The following is a 15,713-nucleotide window of genomic DNA, read 5'->3' as shown; positions in this document are numbered from 1 at the left end:
TGGTGTAAACGGAGTGGCGATGCCTCATTCGATCTCGATCTACGCGGCTAGCGCCCGGGCCCATATCCCCAACCAGATCACCGAGCCTGCGAAAAACCGGAGAGCAATGCCACAGCGATCGGCAGCTTTCACAGCCGCCCTTCTCCTAGGCATGCTGAGCGCCTTTAAGCCAGCACCCATCCTAGCAGCCCAACCGCTGCGAGCACCGATAGTCAGGACAGACAAAGGGCTTTTGCGGGGCTCCGTTTCTAACGGCATTACGAGATATCTTGGAGTACCTTATGCGGCCGCGCCGATCGGGGATCTCCGCTGGCGTCCCCCTGAAGCACATGCGCCGTGGCCCCAAGTTCGAAACGCCACCGCCTTCGCCCCGATCTGCGCACAAACTACAACTCTCGGCGTCTTCTCCGGCCCCCGAAACGCCAACGAGGACTGCCTATATCTCAATGTTTTCACGCCGACCGCTCGGCCTCCGGCTCGGCTTCCCGTGATCGTCTATCTTCACGGCGGCGGCAATTTCACCGGGGAAACACCCAGCTATGACGGCAGCAAATTAGCGGCCCGTGGCAATGTGGTCGTCACGGTTGAGTATCGCCTAAATCTGATGGGATTTTTGGCGCATCCCGCGCTGGATCAAGAAGGACACAGCTTCGGCAATTACGGCATTCTCGATCAGCAAGCCGCGCTCAGGTGGATCCAGAGCAATATCGCACATTTTGGGGGCGATAAACGCAATGTGACGCTCGCCGGACAGTCTTCAGGAGCAATCGACGTACTCCTGCATATGGTATCGCCTACTTCTGCCGGCCTCTTCCACCGCGCGATTTGCCAAAGCTCATGCTATGCTAATTTCCCAGCGATCACGCAGGATGCCGCCGAGGCTATAGGCGTCGCTTTCGCACAGGCCGCGGGCTGTGGTTCGGGGCGTGGTTCGGAAACTGCGCGATGCCTTCGCGAGCTTCCTGCCACGAAGATCGAGGAGCTGGCTGGTACTGCTAGCGCTCAAAGCAAGTTTGTCATCATTGGTGCGGGTATCGTTGACGGGCAGACCCTGCCCGATCAGCCGCTAACGTTATTCAAAACTGGTCGCTTTCGTCACGTGCCCCTGATGACCGGTGCCACAATGGACGAGCAGGGCTTTTTTCTCGCGATAACTCAATATTGGTCCCACTCGGATAACGCGAAGCGCATCCCGCCTACCGCGGACCAATATGAACGCTACGTCCGTTCAAGCTATGCGCCCCCCAAATATCCTGAAAGCACGGCGTCGGATATTTTGTCGCTGTACCCGCTAAGCAGTTTAGAAAGCCCGGCACAGACATGGTCGCGCGCGGCGAGCGACGCAAAAATCTGCGACATTCGTCGGCTCAGCACGCTGCTGGCGCAACAGATCCCCGTTTATGCCTATGAGTTTTCAGATCGACGGGCGCCATCCATATTTCCAGATATGCCTGGACTGACCTTAGGCGCATACCACACAGCCGATATCCAATATCTGTTCCCCCTTTGGCATGGCGGGCCAGATGGCGTGAGCAGGCCATTGAACAGCCAGCAGTCGAGATTGTCAGACGAAATTGTCGCCGCATGGAGCAATTTTGCCCGCACCGGCAATCCGAATGGAGCGGGGAATGCCCCCTGGCCACGTCACACAGAAAAAGCTGGCAGCGATGCTTGGCTTATACAGGATCATCCCGCTTCATCGCGTCTCACCGACCACCAATATGCGATGAGGCGCCACTGCGATTTTTGGGATTCATTGACGCCGTCGCCTTAACTGTAAGCAAGGCCGAACTGTCGTCGGTTATCTGTCGCTCACGATCCTCTTGGAGATGGCAGACGCCGTACGGCGGATCTCATCCACTAACGCTTCAGCAAAGCGGGCATTACGCCCGTCGGCCATCCTCGCTAGCTGAAAGTGAAACATGATGTCGGGATCAAATGGCCTAACGGCGACACGATGCTCCATTCCGTCGAGCATGATGGGGTGAACCAGTGAGACACCCAAACCCGCGGCCACAAACTCACAGACAGGTTGTGCAGAGGTCGCTGACAATATGATGTTGGGCTGGACCTTATAGGTATCGAGCACCTTGGTGATCAGATGGCTGACATAAATATCAGGATCAAACCCAATGAAGGGCAGTTGGTCCAGATCGCTGGGCTCGACGCGCTTCTTGCTCGTCAGCGGATGATCAAGCGGCATGATGCAGACCAGCGGGTCCTCCATCAGTGGCTCGAAACTCACATAGGGATTGTCGATCCTACCATTGGTCAGCCCGACGTCGAGCTGCCGCACGACCAAGCGCTCAACGACCATGTGTGAGCTATAGGTTTTGATCGAGCAGAAGACATTGGGGTGCTTGTCCAGAAAGTCGATGATTACCCGCTGAATGAACGAGCCGGCCAGCGCTGGTAGAACACCGATCATCAGCCGCCCCTGCTCTTCGCGCCTAAGAGCATCGATTGCATTCTCGACCTGGCGAACCCCGGCAAAGATCCGATCAATCTCATTGTGCAGCCGGATTGCATGCTCCGTTGGCGCAAGCCGCTTCTTCACGCGATCGAAAAGCTTAAGCCCGGTATCCAGTTCGAGATGAGCGATCAGCTTGCTCATTGCAGGCTGGGAAATGCTAAGGATTTCGGCTCCACGGCTGACCGTTCCGCTCTCAATGAGAGCCTTGAAAGCTTCGATCTGACGAAGATTGATTTGGCGGGGCACGTAGCCTCCAAAAAAAGGGGCCAATAGGCTCGGGCGAGATGATATTCATAACTCTTTGGAATACAAGTTCACGATCCTAATCAGGGTCGAATGATCACATGCCATAGCCATAAGGGGTGCCGCAGCCCCACAATATAACCATTTGGAATAAGTTACGAAACAACAGGTCTTTGACGTTCTGAAAATGGCGCGACACATCGTCTGGCGGATCCATCTGCCTGAAAGCACGCAATGTTTCGCAAAATCGACCCTGCTCGAGCACCGAGCCCGGTCATGCTCACTATCGATGGCGTCGGAGTCACCGCCGACGAGGGCGAGCCGCTCGCAGCCGTCCTTCTACGCAATGCGCCTTATTCTTGTCGGCGGACGCCCGTGAGCGGCGCCTCCAGAGCCCCCTTTTGTATGATGGGGGTGTGCTTTGAATGTCTTGTCGAAGTCGACGGTGCGACATCCACGCGCAGTTGCCTCGTGCGCGTGCGCGACGGATTAGATGTGCGCCGCCAGAACCACCGCCCAGGACCCGATGGTGGATTAGCATGATCGACGTCGCGATCGTCGGCGCAGGGCCGGCCGGTATGACGGCGGCGCTTGAACTCCAAAAGCTGGGCCTATCAACAACTGTCATCGACGATCAGCCAGCACCTGGCGGACGCATCTTTGCCAATATCGAACAGCGGCCCGCTCATGGTGCTGAAGATCGATCAGGCGCCGCATTGGTGCGCCGATTTCGGCAAATGGGCGGTGACTACAGACCCGCATCCGAGGTGTGGCAAATCGAGCCCGGGCCCCGTCTATTTCTATCGAGCTCAGGACAGGCTCAAATGATCGAGCCACGGTTCATATTGATGGCGACGGGCGCACAAGAGCGGCCAATGCCATTTCCCGGCTGGCAATTGCCTGGTGTTATGACCGTGGGCGCTGCGCAGATACTGCTCAAGACGGCGCGCCAAATACCCGACAAGCCCGTATGGCTAGCAGGCTCAGGCCCCCTCCTCCTCCTCTACATGCATCAGCTCATTGCCGCAGGCGGCATGGTTGAAGGCATTCTCGATACGTCCCCCTCGGGACGGATCATTACAGCTGCGCGCGCGCTCCCTGGCGCGATTACCTATGGCTGGCGCGATTTGTTGAGAGGGCTCGCTTGGCAATGGCAGTCCCGCTCAATCAAGGTCGTTCGCGGCATTACCTCCCTCCAGGCCCGTGGCGGGGATAAGCTATCGCACGTCACCTACTCCACAGACGATGGCCAAATCGGGGAGATCGCGACCGAACTTCTCTTCATCCATGACGGCGTCGTGCCCGGTCTCCACGGAACCATTGCGGCTGGTTGCGATCACCGGTGGAACGAGGCCGAACAATGTTTCGAACCCATCCTTGATACATTTGGCCGGACCTCGGTTGAGACCATTTTCGCAGCCGGCGATGGCGCAACCATCGGCGGTGCTCGTGCCGCCACCTTATCGGGCCGTTTAGCAGCGATAGGGATTGCCCGGGCCGCAGGCACCATGAGCTCAGAGCAAGCCGAAACCGCAGCCAAGCCCGTGCGGCGTGGACTGGCTAAGGCCGCACGCTTCCGCCACTTTGTCGATGCTCTGTATCCACCCGTCAAAATGGCGCTGCCGGATGAGACGATCACCTGCAGATGCGAGGAGGTCACTGCGCGCGATATCCGCGCAGCATTGAAAAACGAGGCGCATCTGGGTCCCGACGGCATCAAGATCGCAACGCGCGCTGGTATGGGGCCCTGCCAAGGTCGCCAATGTGGAGCGAGCCTCACGCGCTTGGTGCGCGAAGCACATGGCGGAGCACCGGATGCGATTGGCTTTTTGCGCATTCGGCCTCCGTTGAAGCCCCTCACGCTGGGCGAGCTTGCAACATTGGATAGCGGCATATGACCGAGACCGCTGATGCCATCATAATTGGTGGCGGTCTGCACGGCCTGTCAGCTGCGCTGCAACTCGCGCGGCGCGGGCTCAATGTTCTGCTGCTTGAGCGGGCACGGATCGGTCGTCATTCTTCGGGAGCGTCTGCTGCTGGTGTGCGAACGCTTGGCCGTGCTCCCGCAGAACTACCGATATCGCTCGCCGCAATGGAGATGTGGCACAATATCGCAGACCTGGTTGGCGACGATTGCGGCTTCCAAGCGACTGGCCAGCTGCGGGTTGCCGAAACGCAGGCCCAGCTCGAACAATTGTCCGCGCAGGTCACCCAGCACCAACTGCGCGGCTATACCAACGAAGAAATCGTGGGTGCGGCAGAGCTGCGCGAGCTTGCGCCTACCATAGCTCCGCACTGCTTAGGCGGCGTCTTTGCTCGGCGCGACGGCGCCGCGGACCCGCATCGCACGCTCGCGGCATTTCTACGCTCTGCACGCTCAGCCGGCGTGCAGATCCGTGAAGGTGCTGGGGTGACGTCTCTTGCGAAGCGCGGTGACATTTGGCTGGTGGCGGCCGGGGAGGATCGGTTCGAGGCACCGCTCCTGGTCAATGCGGCGGGCGCTTGGGCGGGTCAGATCGCAGCGATGGCGGGCGATGACATTCCAATTGGCACCAAGGCATCAATGATGATCGTCACCGAGCGGATCGCCCCCATGCTCAAGCCGACAGTAAGCGCAGTAGGCCGCATGTTGTCGTTCAAACAAACGCTTCAGGGCACAATTCTCATCGGGGGAGGTCAGCAAGGCCGCTTCGACCTCGTGCGAGAAAGCGCCGATGTCGACGCACGCGCCCTTGCTAAGTCTGCGGCAGCAGCGGTCGCTCTCTTTCCCGGTGTGGAACGGCTCCGGATCGTGCGGACATGGTCTGGCTTGGAAGCCGCAACACAAGACCATATTGCGATTGCAGGACTCTCGCCGTCCACCTCAGGCCTTATGCATTTATTCGGTTTCACAGGTCACGGCTTCCAGCTCGTGCCGGCCTTAGGGATTGTTACGGCCGACATGCTGCTTGATGGCGCCACTTGCTTCGATGTCGCTGGGCTGCGGCCAGATCGCCTTATGCATGGAGCTGCGCGCGACCCGCTTCTGGCAAAACAAGCCTGAGCACGACATCAAAGACGGCAGGACAATGGTAAATCAAGCTAGTCCTGCCTGACAATTTGCAACCGCCACCCCTCAGCCTTTGGCATTGAAATATGGAAGCCACGAGGGCAGTGCGCCATGTGATGGACGAGATTGAACACCGGCTAGCCGAAAAAGTAGCGCAACTGCCGGACTGGCTACGCCACGACCTGAGCTCAAAGGATACCCCCACGCGTAAACGAGCTGAGGAGGCACTAGCCGCCATCCTGTCCGCTTCACTGAAGGCCATCGAATAGCTCACCCAAACGAGCCATCACCCGCGCAGAGTTTGTCTCCCTTCCTCAATCGTGCATAGTTTGTGACAGCAGGATGGAGGCCGTTTTGAACAGCGAAGATCTTATTGGTTTGACGGCGCAGATCGTCACCAGCCATGTCGAGAGCAACCGAGTCAATATGGCTGACGTGCCAGCGCTCATCCAAAGCGTCTATGGCGCTTTGACGAACTTAGGATCGCCGGCTCCCGTACCCGAAGTTCCACAAGAACCCGCGGTTTCCATCCGAACCTCTGTGAAGCCCGACAGCATTACCTGTCTTGAATGCGGTTCGAAGCAAAAGATGCTCAAGCGGCACCTCAGCAATGCGCATGGGCTGACGCCAGTAGAATATCGGGCCAAATGGAAATTGCCCACCAGCTATCCGCTCGTGGCGCCCAACTATGCGGATGTTCGCAGACAATTGGCCCACAAGATTGGGCTCGGGAAGAAGGAACCCGTGAAAGCACCGACCAGGAGGAAGCGCAGCTCCTGACCGCCTTCCTGCGGCTATCCCGATCTATCTCCACCCATCAAGGACTGCGTGTGGCTGACACGAAAGTCTCATCCGACGACGCGGTTGTCGAACGGATAGCTGTTATCGCCGCAGATGCGGACGGCCTTGTCGCTAAGTGCGACCAAGGCAAACGACTGGTTTATGCTTGGGCGAGAATCGTCAACATAATGGGCGTGATGGTCGATCATCATTATGCCGGTCGCATCATGCTGCTGACCTTTGAAATCCGTGACGAGCGCACAATCCTACTCAACGAACTAGAGCCTGCTTGGCGATCGGTCGTTGCCTCTCTGCAGCGCCACCTGAGGGGCGCCCTACCCTTTTCCTTATGGGGATCGCAGCTCGTCCAGAGACCGGGATTTACAGAGGTTTATCAAGCCTCGCTTTGATGGCTTCTAACGTTCATCCCCTTTGCCAACCTTGCATTAGTAGGCCAGCAAAGGGGAGAGCGGAGCGTCGCTTAAGCCGGCAGTGCCGCCTGGACGATAATCTCGATCAGAATGGCCGGCGCACCGAGCTCGCACTGGGCCGTCGCACGCGCAGGTGCTGCTTCGACATCAATCCAGCCATCCCACGCCTCGTTCATACCGGCAAAGTCGCGCCCGATGTCCTTCAGCCAGATTTGGACGTTGAGCAGTCGGCTTTTATCGGTACCGGCTTCAGCCAACACCTTATCAATCTTGGCGAGCGCCTCGCGGGTCTGCGCCACGATGTCACCATCCCAATTATCGGCGACCTGCCCCCCCAGATAGAGCACGCCATTATAGGCGACAGCCCTGCCACGACGCGGGTTGGTTTTGATGCGGGTGATGTCGTTCATTGGAAGCCTTTCGATTGCAGCCACCTTGCTAGATGGGAGCCATTCAGGCGTCCAAGTCGAAACACGATGGTCCATATTCGGAGAAGTTATGACCTGAGCCTGATCCCCCTCACCGATTCTGTGCGAAGGATAAAAAGGCTGCCGCATTCGGCCATTTTCCGCATCTACCCGCCTCCAGGAGGAACCTAACCGGCGTTCAAAGTTCATAACCTTCGAGAATATTATAAGCGATTCTTGATCTTTGACTGACTTTTCCCTGTCACGCAGTCTCAACCCCAACGTAACAGGGGCACGACGCGCCTGGCTAAGTCTCAAAACAGGGGGGCAGTATATGAGGGAAGTCAATCAGGCGCGGACAGCGAGAAACTCGATGATGTCGGCTAGTTCGGTCTTAGCGTTGCTTGCATCGATTTCCGCAGCAGCGCCTGCGGTGGCCCAATCTCCGGCTGACGTCACAGAAGTCTCAGACATCATCGTGACGGGTGTGCGCGGTAAACCGCGCTCTGCACTGGACAGCCCGACGCCTGTCGACGTGCTCAGCGGTAAGGATCTGGCGGACGCGGGGCACGCCAACCTTTATCAGGACATGCAGCTGCAGGTCCCTTCCTTCAACTATACGACCAAGGCTGGTGGCGGCACATCGAGCGCAATCCTCTCAGGCGGCTTGCGCGGCCTTAACCCAGACCACACGCTCGTTCTCGTCAACGGCATGCGGTTCCACCACACCTCGCTGATCAACGTGGGCCAGGGCCTCTACAACGGCACGGCACCTGTTGATCTGGGTATGATCCCGACCTCGTCGATCAACCGTATCGAAGTTCTGCGCGAGGGGGCCGCCGCGCAATATGGTTCGGACGCAATCTCTGGCGTGATCAACGTCATTTTGAAGGATACGCCCGGAGGATCGCTTAGCGCGCAATATGGTCAGAATATGGACCGTAGCGACGGCGAGCAGCTTCTCATTCGCGGCGACTATGGCTTCAAATATTCCGATACGGGATCGCTGAACCTGTTCTTCTCAGCAACCGATCAAAATGCATCCGACCGCTCTTATCCGATCGCGTCGACCGTCCAACTTTATCCCAGACTGGCCAACGGGCAGCTCGACCCGCGCGAAGCGACGGTCAATCGGCAGATCAGCAAGGGCTTCGGCCTGTTCCCGACAAAGCAGTGGCAGGTCGGGTTCAACGCGAGCGATCAGGTTGGCGACGTTGAGCTGTTTGCCTTCGGCACGTTCAGCAAGCGTACCACCGACATCATCTTCCCACCGATCATTCCGAACCAGAAGGAAGCGCTGCCGGAAATCTATCCGAACTTCACTTATGTGATCCAGCGGATCCGCGAGACCGATGGGCAGCTGGCGATTGGCGCACGCGGCACGATCAGCGACTGGGATTGGAGCCTGTCTTCGACGGCAGGCGAAAATCATGCGCCCCAAGACACGCTCGACAGTCTCAATCCGAGCCTTGGACCGACGAGCCCAACCGAGTTTTACATCGGTTCGCTGACTTCGCAGGAATGGGTCAACTCGCTTGATGTGACCCGCAAGCTCGACATGTCGAGTGGTGGCAGCCTTCAGGTTTCGTTTGGTCTCCAGCACCGGTTCGAACGCTTCAAGATCGCAGCCGGCGATCTGGCGAGCTATCAGTTGGGGACCTATGTCCGCCCGGCGGGCCAGGCTTTCGCTGGCCAGTTCCTGCCGGCGGGTGCGTTCTTCGCACCAGGCTTGCGGCCCGCTGACGCAGGCTCTTGGAACCGCAATGTCCTCGCTGGCTATGTCGAATTGGGATATGAACCCACTGAGCGCCTGTTCATCGGGGCTGCTGGCCGCGTCGAGCGTTATGATGACACATCCGGCACCAGCGTCGTGGGCAAAGTCGATGGTCGCTACAAGGCGACCGATTGGCTTTCGCTGCGTGGCTCTTTCGGCAACGGCTTTAGGGCCCCAAGCCTTGCCCAGCAGCATTATTCAAAGGCCAGCACGACGCCGAGTAATGCCGCTGCCAATCTTGGTCAGCCGATCACCAACCAGATCCTGCCTGTCGGTACCCCGGCTGCCATTGCTCTAGGCGCCTCGCCGCTAAAGCCTGAAAAGTCGATCGATGCGAGCCTCGGCTTCACGATGAACCCCGCCCCGAACTTCAATGTGACGGTCGACGGCTATATTGTGAAGCTTAGCGATCGCATCGCGCTTGGCAGCATTTTGCAGGGTGCGGCTGTCGCCAACATCCTCAGGGCCAATGGCATCGATCCCAACCTCACCGGTCAATATTTCACCAATGCCGTTGATACGCGCACGAGCGGTGTGGATGTCATCGCCACTTACCGTGCCGATCTCGGTAATGCCGGTGATCTCCGCCTGACAGCAGCGTTCAACTATAACCATACCAAGATTACGGACATTGCGCCCAACCCCGCGGCGTTGAACGCGCTCGGCGCGACCTACGTGCAGGTTGATCGCGTTACCCAGGGCTATCTGACGGACGCAATCCCCGAAACCAAGGTGGCGCTTGGTGCCAATTGGACCGTCGATAAGTTCACGTTCAACCTTCAGGGCGTCCGCTACGGAAGCTTTGAAACACCCGGCGCGAACGCGACGCTCGATCGCTTCTTCAAGGCGAAGTGGATCACCAATGCGATGGTGAAATACAATATCACCAAGCAGGTGAGTTTTGCGGTTGGCGCAGACAATCTCTTCAACGTCTACCCGCCGGCCAACAACATCCCGCTCGCCCAATATGGCTACAACCAATATCCGCGCTTTGGCCCGTACGGCTTCACTGGCGGCTTCTATTATGGGCGCATCCAGATCGATTTCTGATCCATGTGCTGGGCTCATTGAGGCCGACTGCCTGCTCGCAAACTGGGTGACGGAAACCACCGTCACCCAGTCTCACCCGAGCAAAGACGAGATCGCAGCGCCAAGCTGCGCAAAGCAGGGATAGGATGCGGCTGCACCTCTTGTGCGGCCGCATGGCCGTAGGCAACGATCGTGCAAGAGAAAAGGCATCCGAAATGTTTCGTATAGGCGTAGACGTCGGCGGCACCTTCACCGACTTCACCATTTCCAATGCCGTTTCCGGCGAGAATCTCTACTTCAAGCTTCCGTCCACCCCTGCGGACCCTTCAGATGCCATCGTCGATGGCATTAGCCAGATCCTCACCATCTTCGACATATCGGCAAAAGACATCGCCTATATCGGTCATGGAACGACCGTGGCGACCAACATGATCATCGAGCGCCGTGGCGTCCCGACTGGTCTCATTACCACCAAGGGTTTTCGCGACGTCCTCGCAATCGGGCGCCAAACCCGCCCAGCATTATATGATTCCGCTGTCCGCAAACCTGAGCCGCTCGTCGACCGATATCGGCGACTTGAGGTTGGCGAACGTATGACCGCTCAGGGCGAATGCCTCGCTCCGCTCGATGAACGAGAGCTCGATGCCATCATCAGCGAACTAGCATCCACTGGCATCGAAGCGCTCGCGATCTCGTTCCTCCACTCCTATCGCAATCCCGAGCATGAGGAGGTTGCCGCTCGCTTGGTTCGAGAGAAGCTGCCTGGCGTTTATGTCAGCGTTTCTTCGAATGTGCTGCCTGAGTTTCGAGAGTTTGAGCGAACCTCAACGACCGTGCTCAATTCTTATGTCGGCCCCAAGATGGAGGCCTATTTCGATCGCCTGAAGCGCAAGATTGCGGAAATTGGCATCGGTTCGGCACCAATGATCGTCCACTCCAATGGCGGCCTTCTGTCGATCGAAACAGCCAAACGCCTGCCGGTCACCACTTGCCTGTCGGGTCCGGCGGCTGGCGTCATTGGGGCCGCTGTCGTCAGCACCGCGGCGGGCTTTCCGAACCTAGTGACCTTTGATGTTGGTGGCACGAGCACCGACGTATCGCTCATTGTCGATGGCAAGCCCAAGCTCACCTCGAGCCGCGAAGTGGCAGGCTATCCCGTCAAATTGCCGATGATCGATATTCATGTGATCGGCGCTGGCGGCGGCAGCATCGCGCAGGTTGATGCAGCCAAATCCCTCAAAGTCGGTCCACGGAGCGCAGGTGCTCAACCTGGGCCTGTCGCTTATGGGCGCGGCGGCACCGAGCCCACGATCACAGACGCGAATATCTGCCTCAATCGCCTCAACCCCGTCGCGCTGTTGGATGGGCGCATGCCGATTGACCGTGCAGCAGCTCTTGCTGCGATCGAAGAGAAGGTCGCCCGCCCGTTGGGACTGTCCGTTGAAGAGGCAGCCTATGGCATCATTCAGGTCGCCGCCGCCAATATGAGCCGTGCAATCCGCGCGGTCACCACCGAACAAGGCTATGACCTCGCCCGCATCGCCCTCTTTGCTTTTGGTGGTGCCGGACCGCTCCACGCTGCGGAAGTTGCGCGCGAGGCCGGTGTTGAACAGATCATCGTCCCGCAAGAACCGGGCACGATGTGCGCGCGCGGCGTGCTGCTATCCGACGTGAGCCTGAGCTTTGTTCGGATGCAACTTGCCCCTGTCACGCCCGATAGCTGGCGCAAAGCATGTGAAGCGATGCGCGATATGGTCACGGAAGGCGATCAGTGGCTCGCCTCGGAGAATGTCGCGAGCGAAGCCCGTGGCTTCGAGCTGTCCATCGACGCGCACTATCTTGGCCAAAGCCACGAGATACGCGTCGAGGTTGCGTCAATCGATGACGATGGCCTCAATGCTTTCCTGCGCGCATTCGGCGCCGTGCACCAAGCGACCTACGGATATGAAAATCCCGACCAGCAGGTTTTCATTGTAAGCTGCCGGCTTCGGGCCGTCGGTCAGGTACCCAAAAGTGTTGGTGCGGCTTATGCCGGCGGGCCATCGATCGTTGAGGCCAAGACCGACAGTCGCAATGTCTATTTCGGCCCCCAAGATGGTTGGTTGGACACCCCCGTCTATCGCCGTTCCGCCCTGCCTGTCGGCGAGACTGTCTCCGGACCTGCGATCATTGACGAGATGAGTTCGACGACGGTCGTGCTGGCGGGACAGCGAGCCGTCATCGACGGCTTTGGCAACATCATCATCTCGAACTGAGCGAGGAACTCATGGCTCATACCACTTCGCAGACCCCGGCATCGGTGGCACCCCAGTTCGATGCTATCGCAATGGAGGTCTTCAGCAATCGGATGTTGTCGATCACCGAGACGATGGCGCTCCATATGATGCGGTCGTCTTACTCCCCCGTGATCAAGGAACGGCGGGACTTTTCCGTGGGTATCTTTGATGCCAACGGCCGATTGATCGCACAGGGTACGCACATCCCGCTCCACCTTGGTTCACTCCTCGGAGGTGTCGAGAGTCTGCTGCAGCGCTATAGCGTCGACCAAATGATTGATGGCGACGCTTTCGTCTGCAACGATCCTTACCTTGCTGGCGGCACCCACATTCCTGATATCTCGGTAGTCACACCGATCTTCATCGATGGGGAGGTCGTAGCCTTCGCCGCCAATATCGGTCACCACTCAGATCTCGGTGGAGCCGTACCTGGCTCGATCTCCCCTGACTCACGATCGATCTTCTCGGAAGGGTTGAGAATTCCCATCATCCGGATCGCGCGTGCTGGCGAGATCGATGAGGACGTGTTGAACCTCATCTCTCAAAACTCGCGAATGGCTGAGGAGCGTCGCCTCGACTTGCGAGTGCAGATCGCGGTCAATGAGCGTGGGGGCACTGAAACTAAGGCTCTGTTCCGGCGCATGGGGCTCGATAACGCGAAGACAGCAATTCGCGACGTCTTCGCCTATACGGCCGAACGCCTACGTCGCTCTGTCGCCTCATTGCCTGACGGGCGTTACAGCTTCACAACCTGGCTTGATGACGATGGCACGGGCAGCGAGCCCGTTCCGATCGTCGCCAACGTCATCGTCGAGGATGACCAACTCCATATCGACCTCGAAGGCACTGGCCCTCAGGCCCAGGGCGCTTTCAACGTGCCGCGCAATGCGCTGCGCGCCACGATCTACTATTGCGTCAAGGCGCTCCTGGATCCTGACCTCATGCCCAATTCGGGCATGTTCGATGGCGTAAAAATCTCCGCGCCGGAAGGATCGATAGCCAATCCGAAGTTTCCGGCAGCTGTCGGCGTTCGCAGCAACACCTGCCAGAAAATCGCGGGCGCAGTTTTTGGCGCCTTCCGCGACGTTTTACCGATCGAACGGCAAATCGCGTCAAGCAACGACCTCCTGCCCTCCTTCCTTTTTGCCGGCACACAACCTGATAGCGAGCGCTTCTACGTATGCGGCGAAACGATCGGCGGCGGCGGCGGCGCGCGATATGACGGAGATGGTATGGACGCGATCCACGTCCATGTGACCAACACGCTCAATCTGCCAACCGAGTCTTTGGAAAACGAATATCCCTTGCTGTGCGAGGAATATGCTTTGGCCGTGGACTCTGGAGGAGCCGGCCGTTGGCGCGGCGGCCTCGGCATCGCCCGGCAGGTGCGCGCACTCCACGATGCCACGACATTCTCTGCTCGGTCGGATAGCTATATCCACGGCGCAGAAGGTCTCGACGGCGGGCAGACCGGCGGTCTCAGTGTCATCACTCGAAACCCTGGGCGAGACGACCAAGAGGCCCTTCCCACCAAAGTTGCCCAGCTCATTTTGAAGGCGGGCGATAGCATACGTGTGCAGACACCTGGTGGCGGTGGCTTTGGCCCGGCCAAGGAACGCCCCCTCGACGAGCTCGCTCGAGATTTGCGCGATGGTTTCGTGTCACAAGAGGCTGCTGAGCGCGACTATGGCACCGACCGTGTTCGAGCAGCCATTGAAGCGACGGGATCTTCCACCGCCGCAAGCGCCCAGTAACCGGCGCAGCGCCCTCCACATAGGACATGAGCGAAATGGGCAGTGAAGGACGGGTGACGGGAGACCGCGAATATCGCGACGGCGATTTCAACCCAGAACGATCGTCGATGTTTCGATGGGTCATTCTGGGGCTCGCCTGCTTCATCTATATGTTGGTCGCAGCCGATCGCGCCAACCTCGGTGTGGCCCTCCCAGGGATCAAGAAAGAGTTTGAGATTAGCAACACCGAGGCTGGCTTGTTCGCCACCTTGATGTTCGTCTGTTTCTCGGTGGCTCAGCTCCCCTCGAGTTTCCTGGTTCGGCGGTTTGGGCCGCGATGGGTCATGACGATAGCGCTCGCCCTGACGGCGCTTGCATCATTCCTGATCGGAACCAGCGACACGACGATGGATATCAAGATCTACCGTTCGCTCCTGGGCGTTGTGGAAGCCTCGATTTCGATCTGCTGCATCACAACGATCAATCACTGGTTTTCGACGCGTGAGCGAGGAACCGCGACCGGCTATTATTGGGGTGCGTCAAAGCTTGGGCCGGTAATCTGTCCGCCGATCAGCGTCCTAATCCTCCAGCATTTTGGATGGCGCGCGATCTTCCAATTTTTCGCGATTCCGGTCCTCGCTGCTGCCATTGTGTGGTTTGTTTTCGTCCGCAATCGACCGGATCAGTCGCGGTTCGTGTCCCCAGCCGAGCTACGCCAGATCCAAAATCCACAGGCGATCGAAGCGAAACGGCGTGTGCGCTTGTCTTCCGGGGTCCCTCCTTGGATCGATAGGGTGATCCGCCTGCGTCAGGTCAAACTGATCGACACCGGTCAGGGCGTCTTCCGTTCCTGGAACATCTTTGGGATCATGCTCGCCAGCATCTTCATGGTCGGCATCTTCAACGTGTTCCTGGCATGGATCCCCTCCTATCTGCTCAACGCCAAGCAGCTCCCACTGACCACCGTGGGCTTTGTGGCAGCAACGCCTTTTGCCGGTGCAGTGGTTGGCAACCTCGCTGGCGGTTGGATCTCCGACAATATCCTCGAAATGCGGCGCAAACCGCTCATGATGACGGGCGCGCTGTTCACCGCGATCGCGCTAGCGGGTTTGATCTTTTCGCCAGCCAATGCTGTTCTGACAGGCGCATTGCTGCTCGTGACAGGCTTCGTCGTCGGCCTGGGGTACCCCCATTTTACGATCTACCCGATGAGCCTGACCACCAAAGAAGTTTATCCGATTGCATATGGTCTGACCGGGATGGGCGCAGCCGTTGGAGCTGCACTCTTCCCGCTGGCAGCGGGCATCTTGCTCGATGCCTATAGCTGGGACGTTGTCTTTGCCTTCCTGGCGGTCTCCGCCTTGGCCTGCTTGTTTTTCCTGAGCACGATCGACGAACCGGCACAGGCCAATGAGACTGTATAGCGCCACGATCTGCGGCACTTGGTGGCAATCATGATTGGAGAAGTGAAGCTTGGCCGCTTCTGGCAAGAATTGGGCAGCGTGTAGAGCGGAGAGC

At 58.5% G+C, this 15,713-nt stretch carries 13 protein-coding genes; 11 read left to right on the top strand and 2 right to left on the bottom strand.

Annotated features, from left to right (window positions below; genetic code table 11):
• Window positions 1-19 precede the first annotated feature (19 nt).
• Window positions 20-1,774, top strand: a complete 1,755-nt coding sequence (locus tag EOD43_RS06485; RefSeq protein WP_127744653.1) for a carboxylesterase/lipase family protein — start codon at window positions 20-22, stop codon at window positions 1,772-1,774.
• 27 nt (window positions 1,775-1,801) lie between these two features.
• On the opposite strand, the gene EOD43_RS06480 is transcribed toward EOD43_RS06485, so the two are convergent.
• Window positions 1,802-2,719 carry a LysR substrate-binding domain-containing protein gene (locus tag EOD43_RS06480; RefSeq protein ID WP_127742195.1) on the bottom strand — a complete coding sequence of 306 codons (918 nt, stop codon included), beginning with the start codon at window positions 2,717-2,719 and terminating at the stop codon, window positions 1,802-1,804.
• Between the two features lie 231 nt (window positions 2,720-2,950).
• Here EOD43_RS06480 and EOD43_RS06475 point away from each other — a divergent pair, with 231 nt between their 5' ends.
• The 6 genes from EOD43_RS06475 to EOD43_RS06455 all read left to right on the top strand — a co-directional run bounded on the left by EOD43_RS06475 (window position 2,951) and on the right by EOD43_RS06455 (window position 6,955).
• A complete protein-coding gene (locus tag EOD43_RS06475) occupies window positions 2,951-3,259 on the top strand; it encodes a (2Fe-2S)-binding protein (protein ID WP_127742193.1) in 309 nt (102 codons plus the stop codon).
• Window positions 3,256-4,614: an FAD/NAD(P)-dependent oxidoreductase gene (locus EOD43_RS06470; protein WP_127742191.1), complete on the top strand. Its 1,359-nt coding sequence runs from the start codon at window positions 3,256-3,258 to the stop codon at window positions 4,612-4,614. Before EOD43_RS06475 ends, EOD43_RS06470 begins: the two co-directional genes overlap by 4 nt.
• Window positions 4,611-5,759: an NAD(P)/FAD-dependent oxidoreductase gene (locus tag EOD43_RS06465; RefSeq protein WP_127742189.1), complete on the top strand. Its 1,149-nt coding sequence runs from the start codon at window positions 4,611-4,613 to the stop codon at window positions 5,757-5,759. Before EOD43_RS06470 ends, EOD43_RS06465 begins: the two co-directional genes overlap by 4 nt.
• A gap of 122 nt (window positions 5,760-5,881) precedes the next feature.
• Window positions 5,882-6,034 carry a hypothetical protein gene (locus EOD43_RS23580; RefSeq protein WP_164857129.1) on the top strand — a complete coding sequence of 51 codons (153 nt, stop codon included), beginning with the start codon at window positions 5,882-5,884 and terminating at the stop codon, window positions 6,032-6,034.
• Window positions 6,035-6,119: 85 nt separating this feature from the next.
• Entirely contained in the window at window positions 6,120-6,545 is a 426-nt protein-coding gene (locus EOD43_RS06460) for a Ros/MucR family transcriptional regulator (protein ID WP_420822433.1), read from the top strand.
• Window positions 6,546-6,595: 50 nt separating this feature from the next.
• The gene (locus EOD43_RS06455) at window positions 6,596-6,955 is read left to right on the top strand and encodes a hypothetical protein (protein ID WP_127742185.1); all 360 of its coding nucleotides are present in this window, start codon (window positions 6,596-6,598) and stop codon (window positions 6,953-6,955) included.
• Between the two features lie 71 nt (window positions 6,956-7,026).
• On the opposite strand, the gene EOD43_RS06450 is transcribed toward EOD43_RS06455, so the two are convergent.
• Entirely contained in the window at window positions 7,027-7,386 is a 360-nt protein-coding gene (locus tag EOD43_RS06450) for a RidA family protein (RefSeq protein ID WP_127742183.1), read from the bottom strand.
• A 331-nt stretch (window positions 7,387-7,717) separates the two neighbouring features.
• On the opposite strand from EOD43_RS06450, the gene EOD43_RS06445 reads away from it, so the two are divergent.
• From EOD43_RS06445 to EOD43_RS06430, 4 genes are all read left to right on the top strand, one after another.
• Entirely contained in the window at window positions 7,718-10,207 is a 2,490-nt protein-coding gene (locus EOD43_RS06445) for a TonB-dependent receptor plug domain-containing protein (RefSeq protein WP_127742181.1), read from the top strand.
• Window positions 10,208-10,332: 125 nt separating this feature from the next.
• Window positions 10,333-12,441, top strand: a complete 2,109-nt coding sequence (locus tag EOD43_RS06440; RefSeq protein ID WP_240653102.1) for a hydantoinase/oxoprolinase family protein — start codon at window positions 10,333-10,335, stop codon at window positions 12,439-12,441.
• A gap of 11 nt (window positions 12,442-12,452) precedes the next feature.
• The gene (locus tag EOD43_RS06435) at window positions 12,453-14,216 is read left to right on the top strand and encodes a hydantoinase B/oxoprolinase family protein (RefSeq protein WP_127742179.1); all 1,764 of its coding nucleotides are present in this window, start codon (window positions 12,453-12,455) and stop codon (window positions 14,214-14,216) included.
• 26 nt (window positions 14,217-14,242) lie between these two features.
• Window positions 14,243-15,619, top strand: coding sequence for an MFS transporter (locus EOD43_RS06430; protein WP_127742177.1), 1,377 nt, complete (start codon window positions 14,243-14,245; stop codon window positions 15,617-15,619).
• The last annotated feature ends 94 nt before the right edge of the window (window positions 15,620-15,713 follow it).

It is taken from the genome of Sphingomonas crocodyli (assembly GCF_004005865.1).
Lineage (GTDB): Bacteria > Pseudomonadota > Alphaproteobacteria > Sphingomonadales > Sphingomonadaceae > Rhizorhabdus > Rhizorhabdus crocodyli.
This window is presented reverse-complemented; position numbering and strand designations above follow the sequence as displayed.

What these genes read in the sequence shown, in the direction of transcription:
- EOD43_RS06485 (WP_127744653.1), top strand. Translation starts at nt 20, where the DNA reads ATGCCTCATTCGATCTCGATCTACGCGGCTAGCGCCCGGGCCCATATC.
- EOD43_RS06475 (WP_127742193.1), top strand. Translation starts at nt 2,951, where the DNA reads ATGTTTCGCAAAATCGACCCTGCTCGAGCACCGAGCCCGGTCATGCTC.
- EOD43_RS06470 (WP_127742191.1), top strand. Translation starts at nt 3,256, where the DNA reads ATGATCGACGTCGCGATCGTCGGCGCAGGGCCGGCCGGTATGACGGCG.
- EOD43_RS06465 (WP_127742189.1), top strand. Translation starts at nt 4,611, where the DNA reads ATGACCGAGACCGCTGATGCCATCATAATTGGTGGCGGTCTGCACGGC.
- EOD43_RS23580 (WP_164857129.1), top strand. Translation starts at nt 5,882, where the DNA reads ATGGACGAGATTGAACACCGGCTAGCCGAAAAAGTAGCGCAACTGCCG.
- EOD43_RS06450 (WP_127742183.1), bottom strand. Translation starts at nt 7,386, where the DNA reads ATGAACGACATCACCCGCATCAAAACCAACCCGCGTCGTGGCAGGGCT.
- EOD43_RS06445 (WP_127742181.1), top strand. Translation starts at nt 7,718, where the DNA reads ATGAGGGAAGTCAATCAGGCGCGGACAGCGAGAAACTCGATGATGTCG.
- EOD43_RS06440 (WP_240653102.1), top strand. Translation starts at nt 10,333, where the DNA reads ATGCGGCTGCACCTCTTGTGCGGCCGCATGGCCGTAGGCAACGATCGT.
- EOD43_RS06435 (WP_127742179.1), top strand. Translation starts at nt 12,453, where the DNA reads ATGGCTCATACCACTTCGCAGACCCCGGCATCGGTGGCACCCCAGTTC.
- EOD43_RS06430 (WP_127742177.1), top strand. Translation starts at nt 14,243, where the DNA reads ATGAGCGAAATGGGCAGTGAAGGACGGGTGACGGGAGACCGCGAATAT.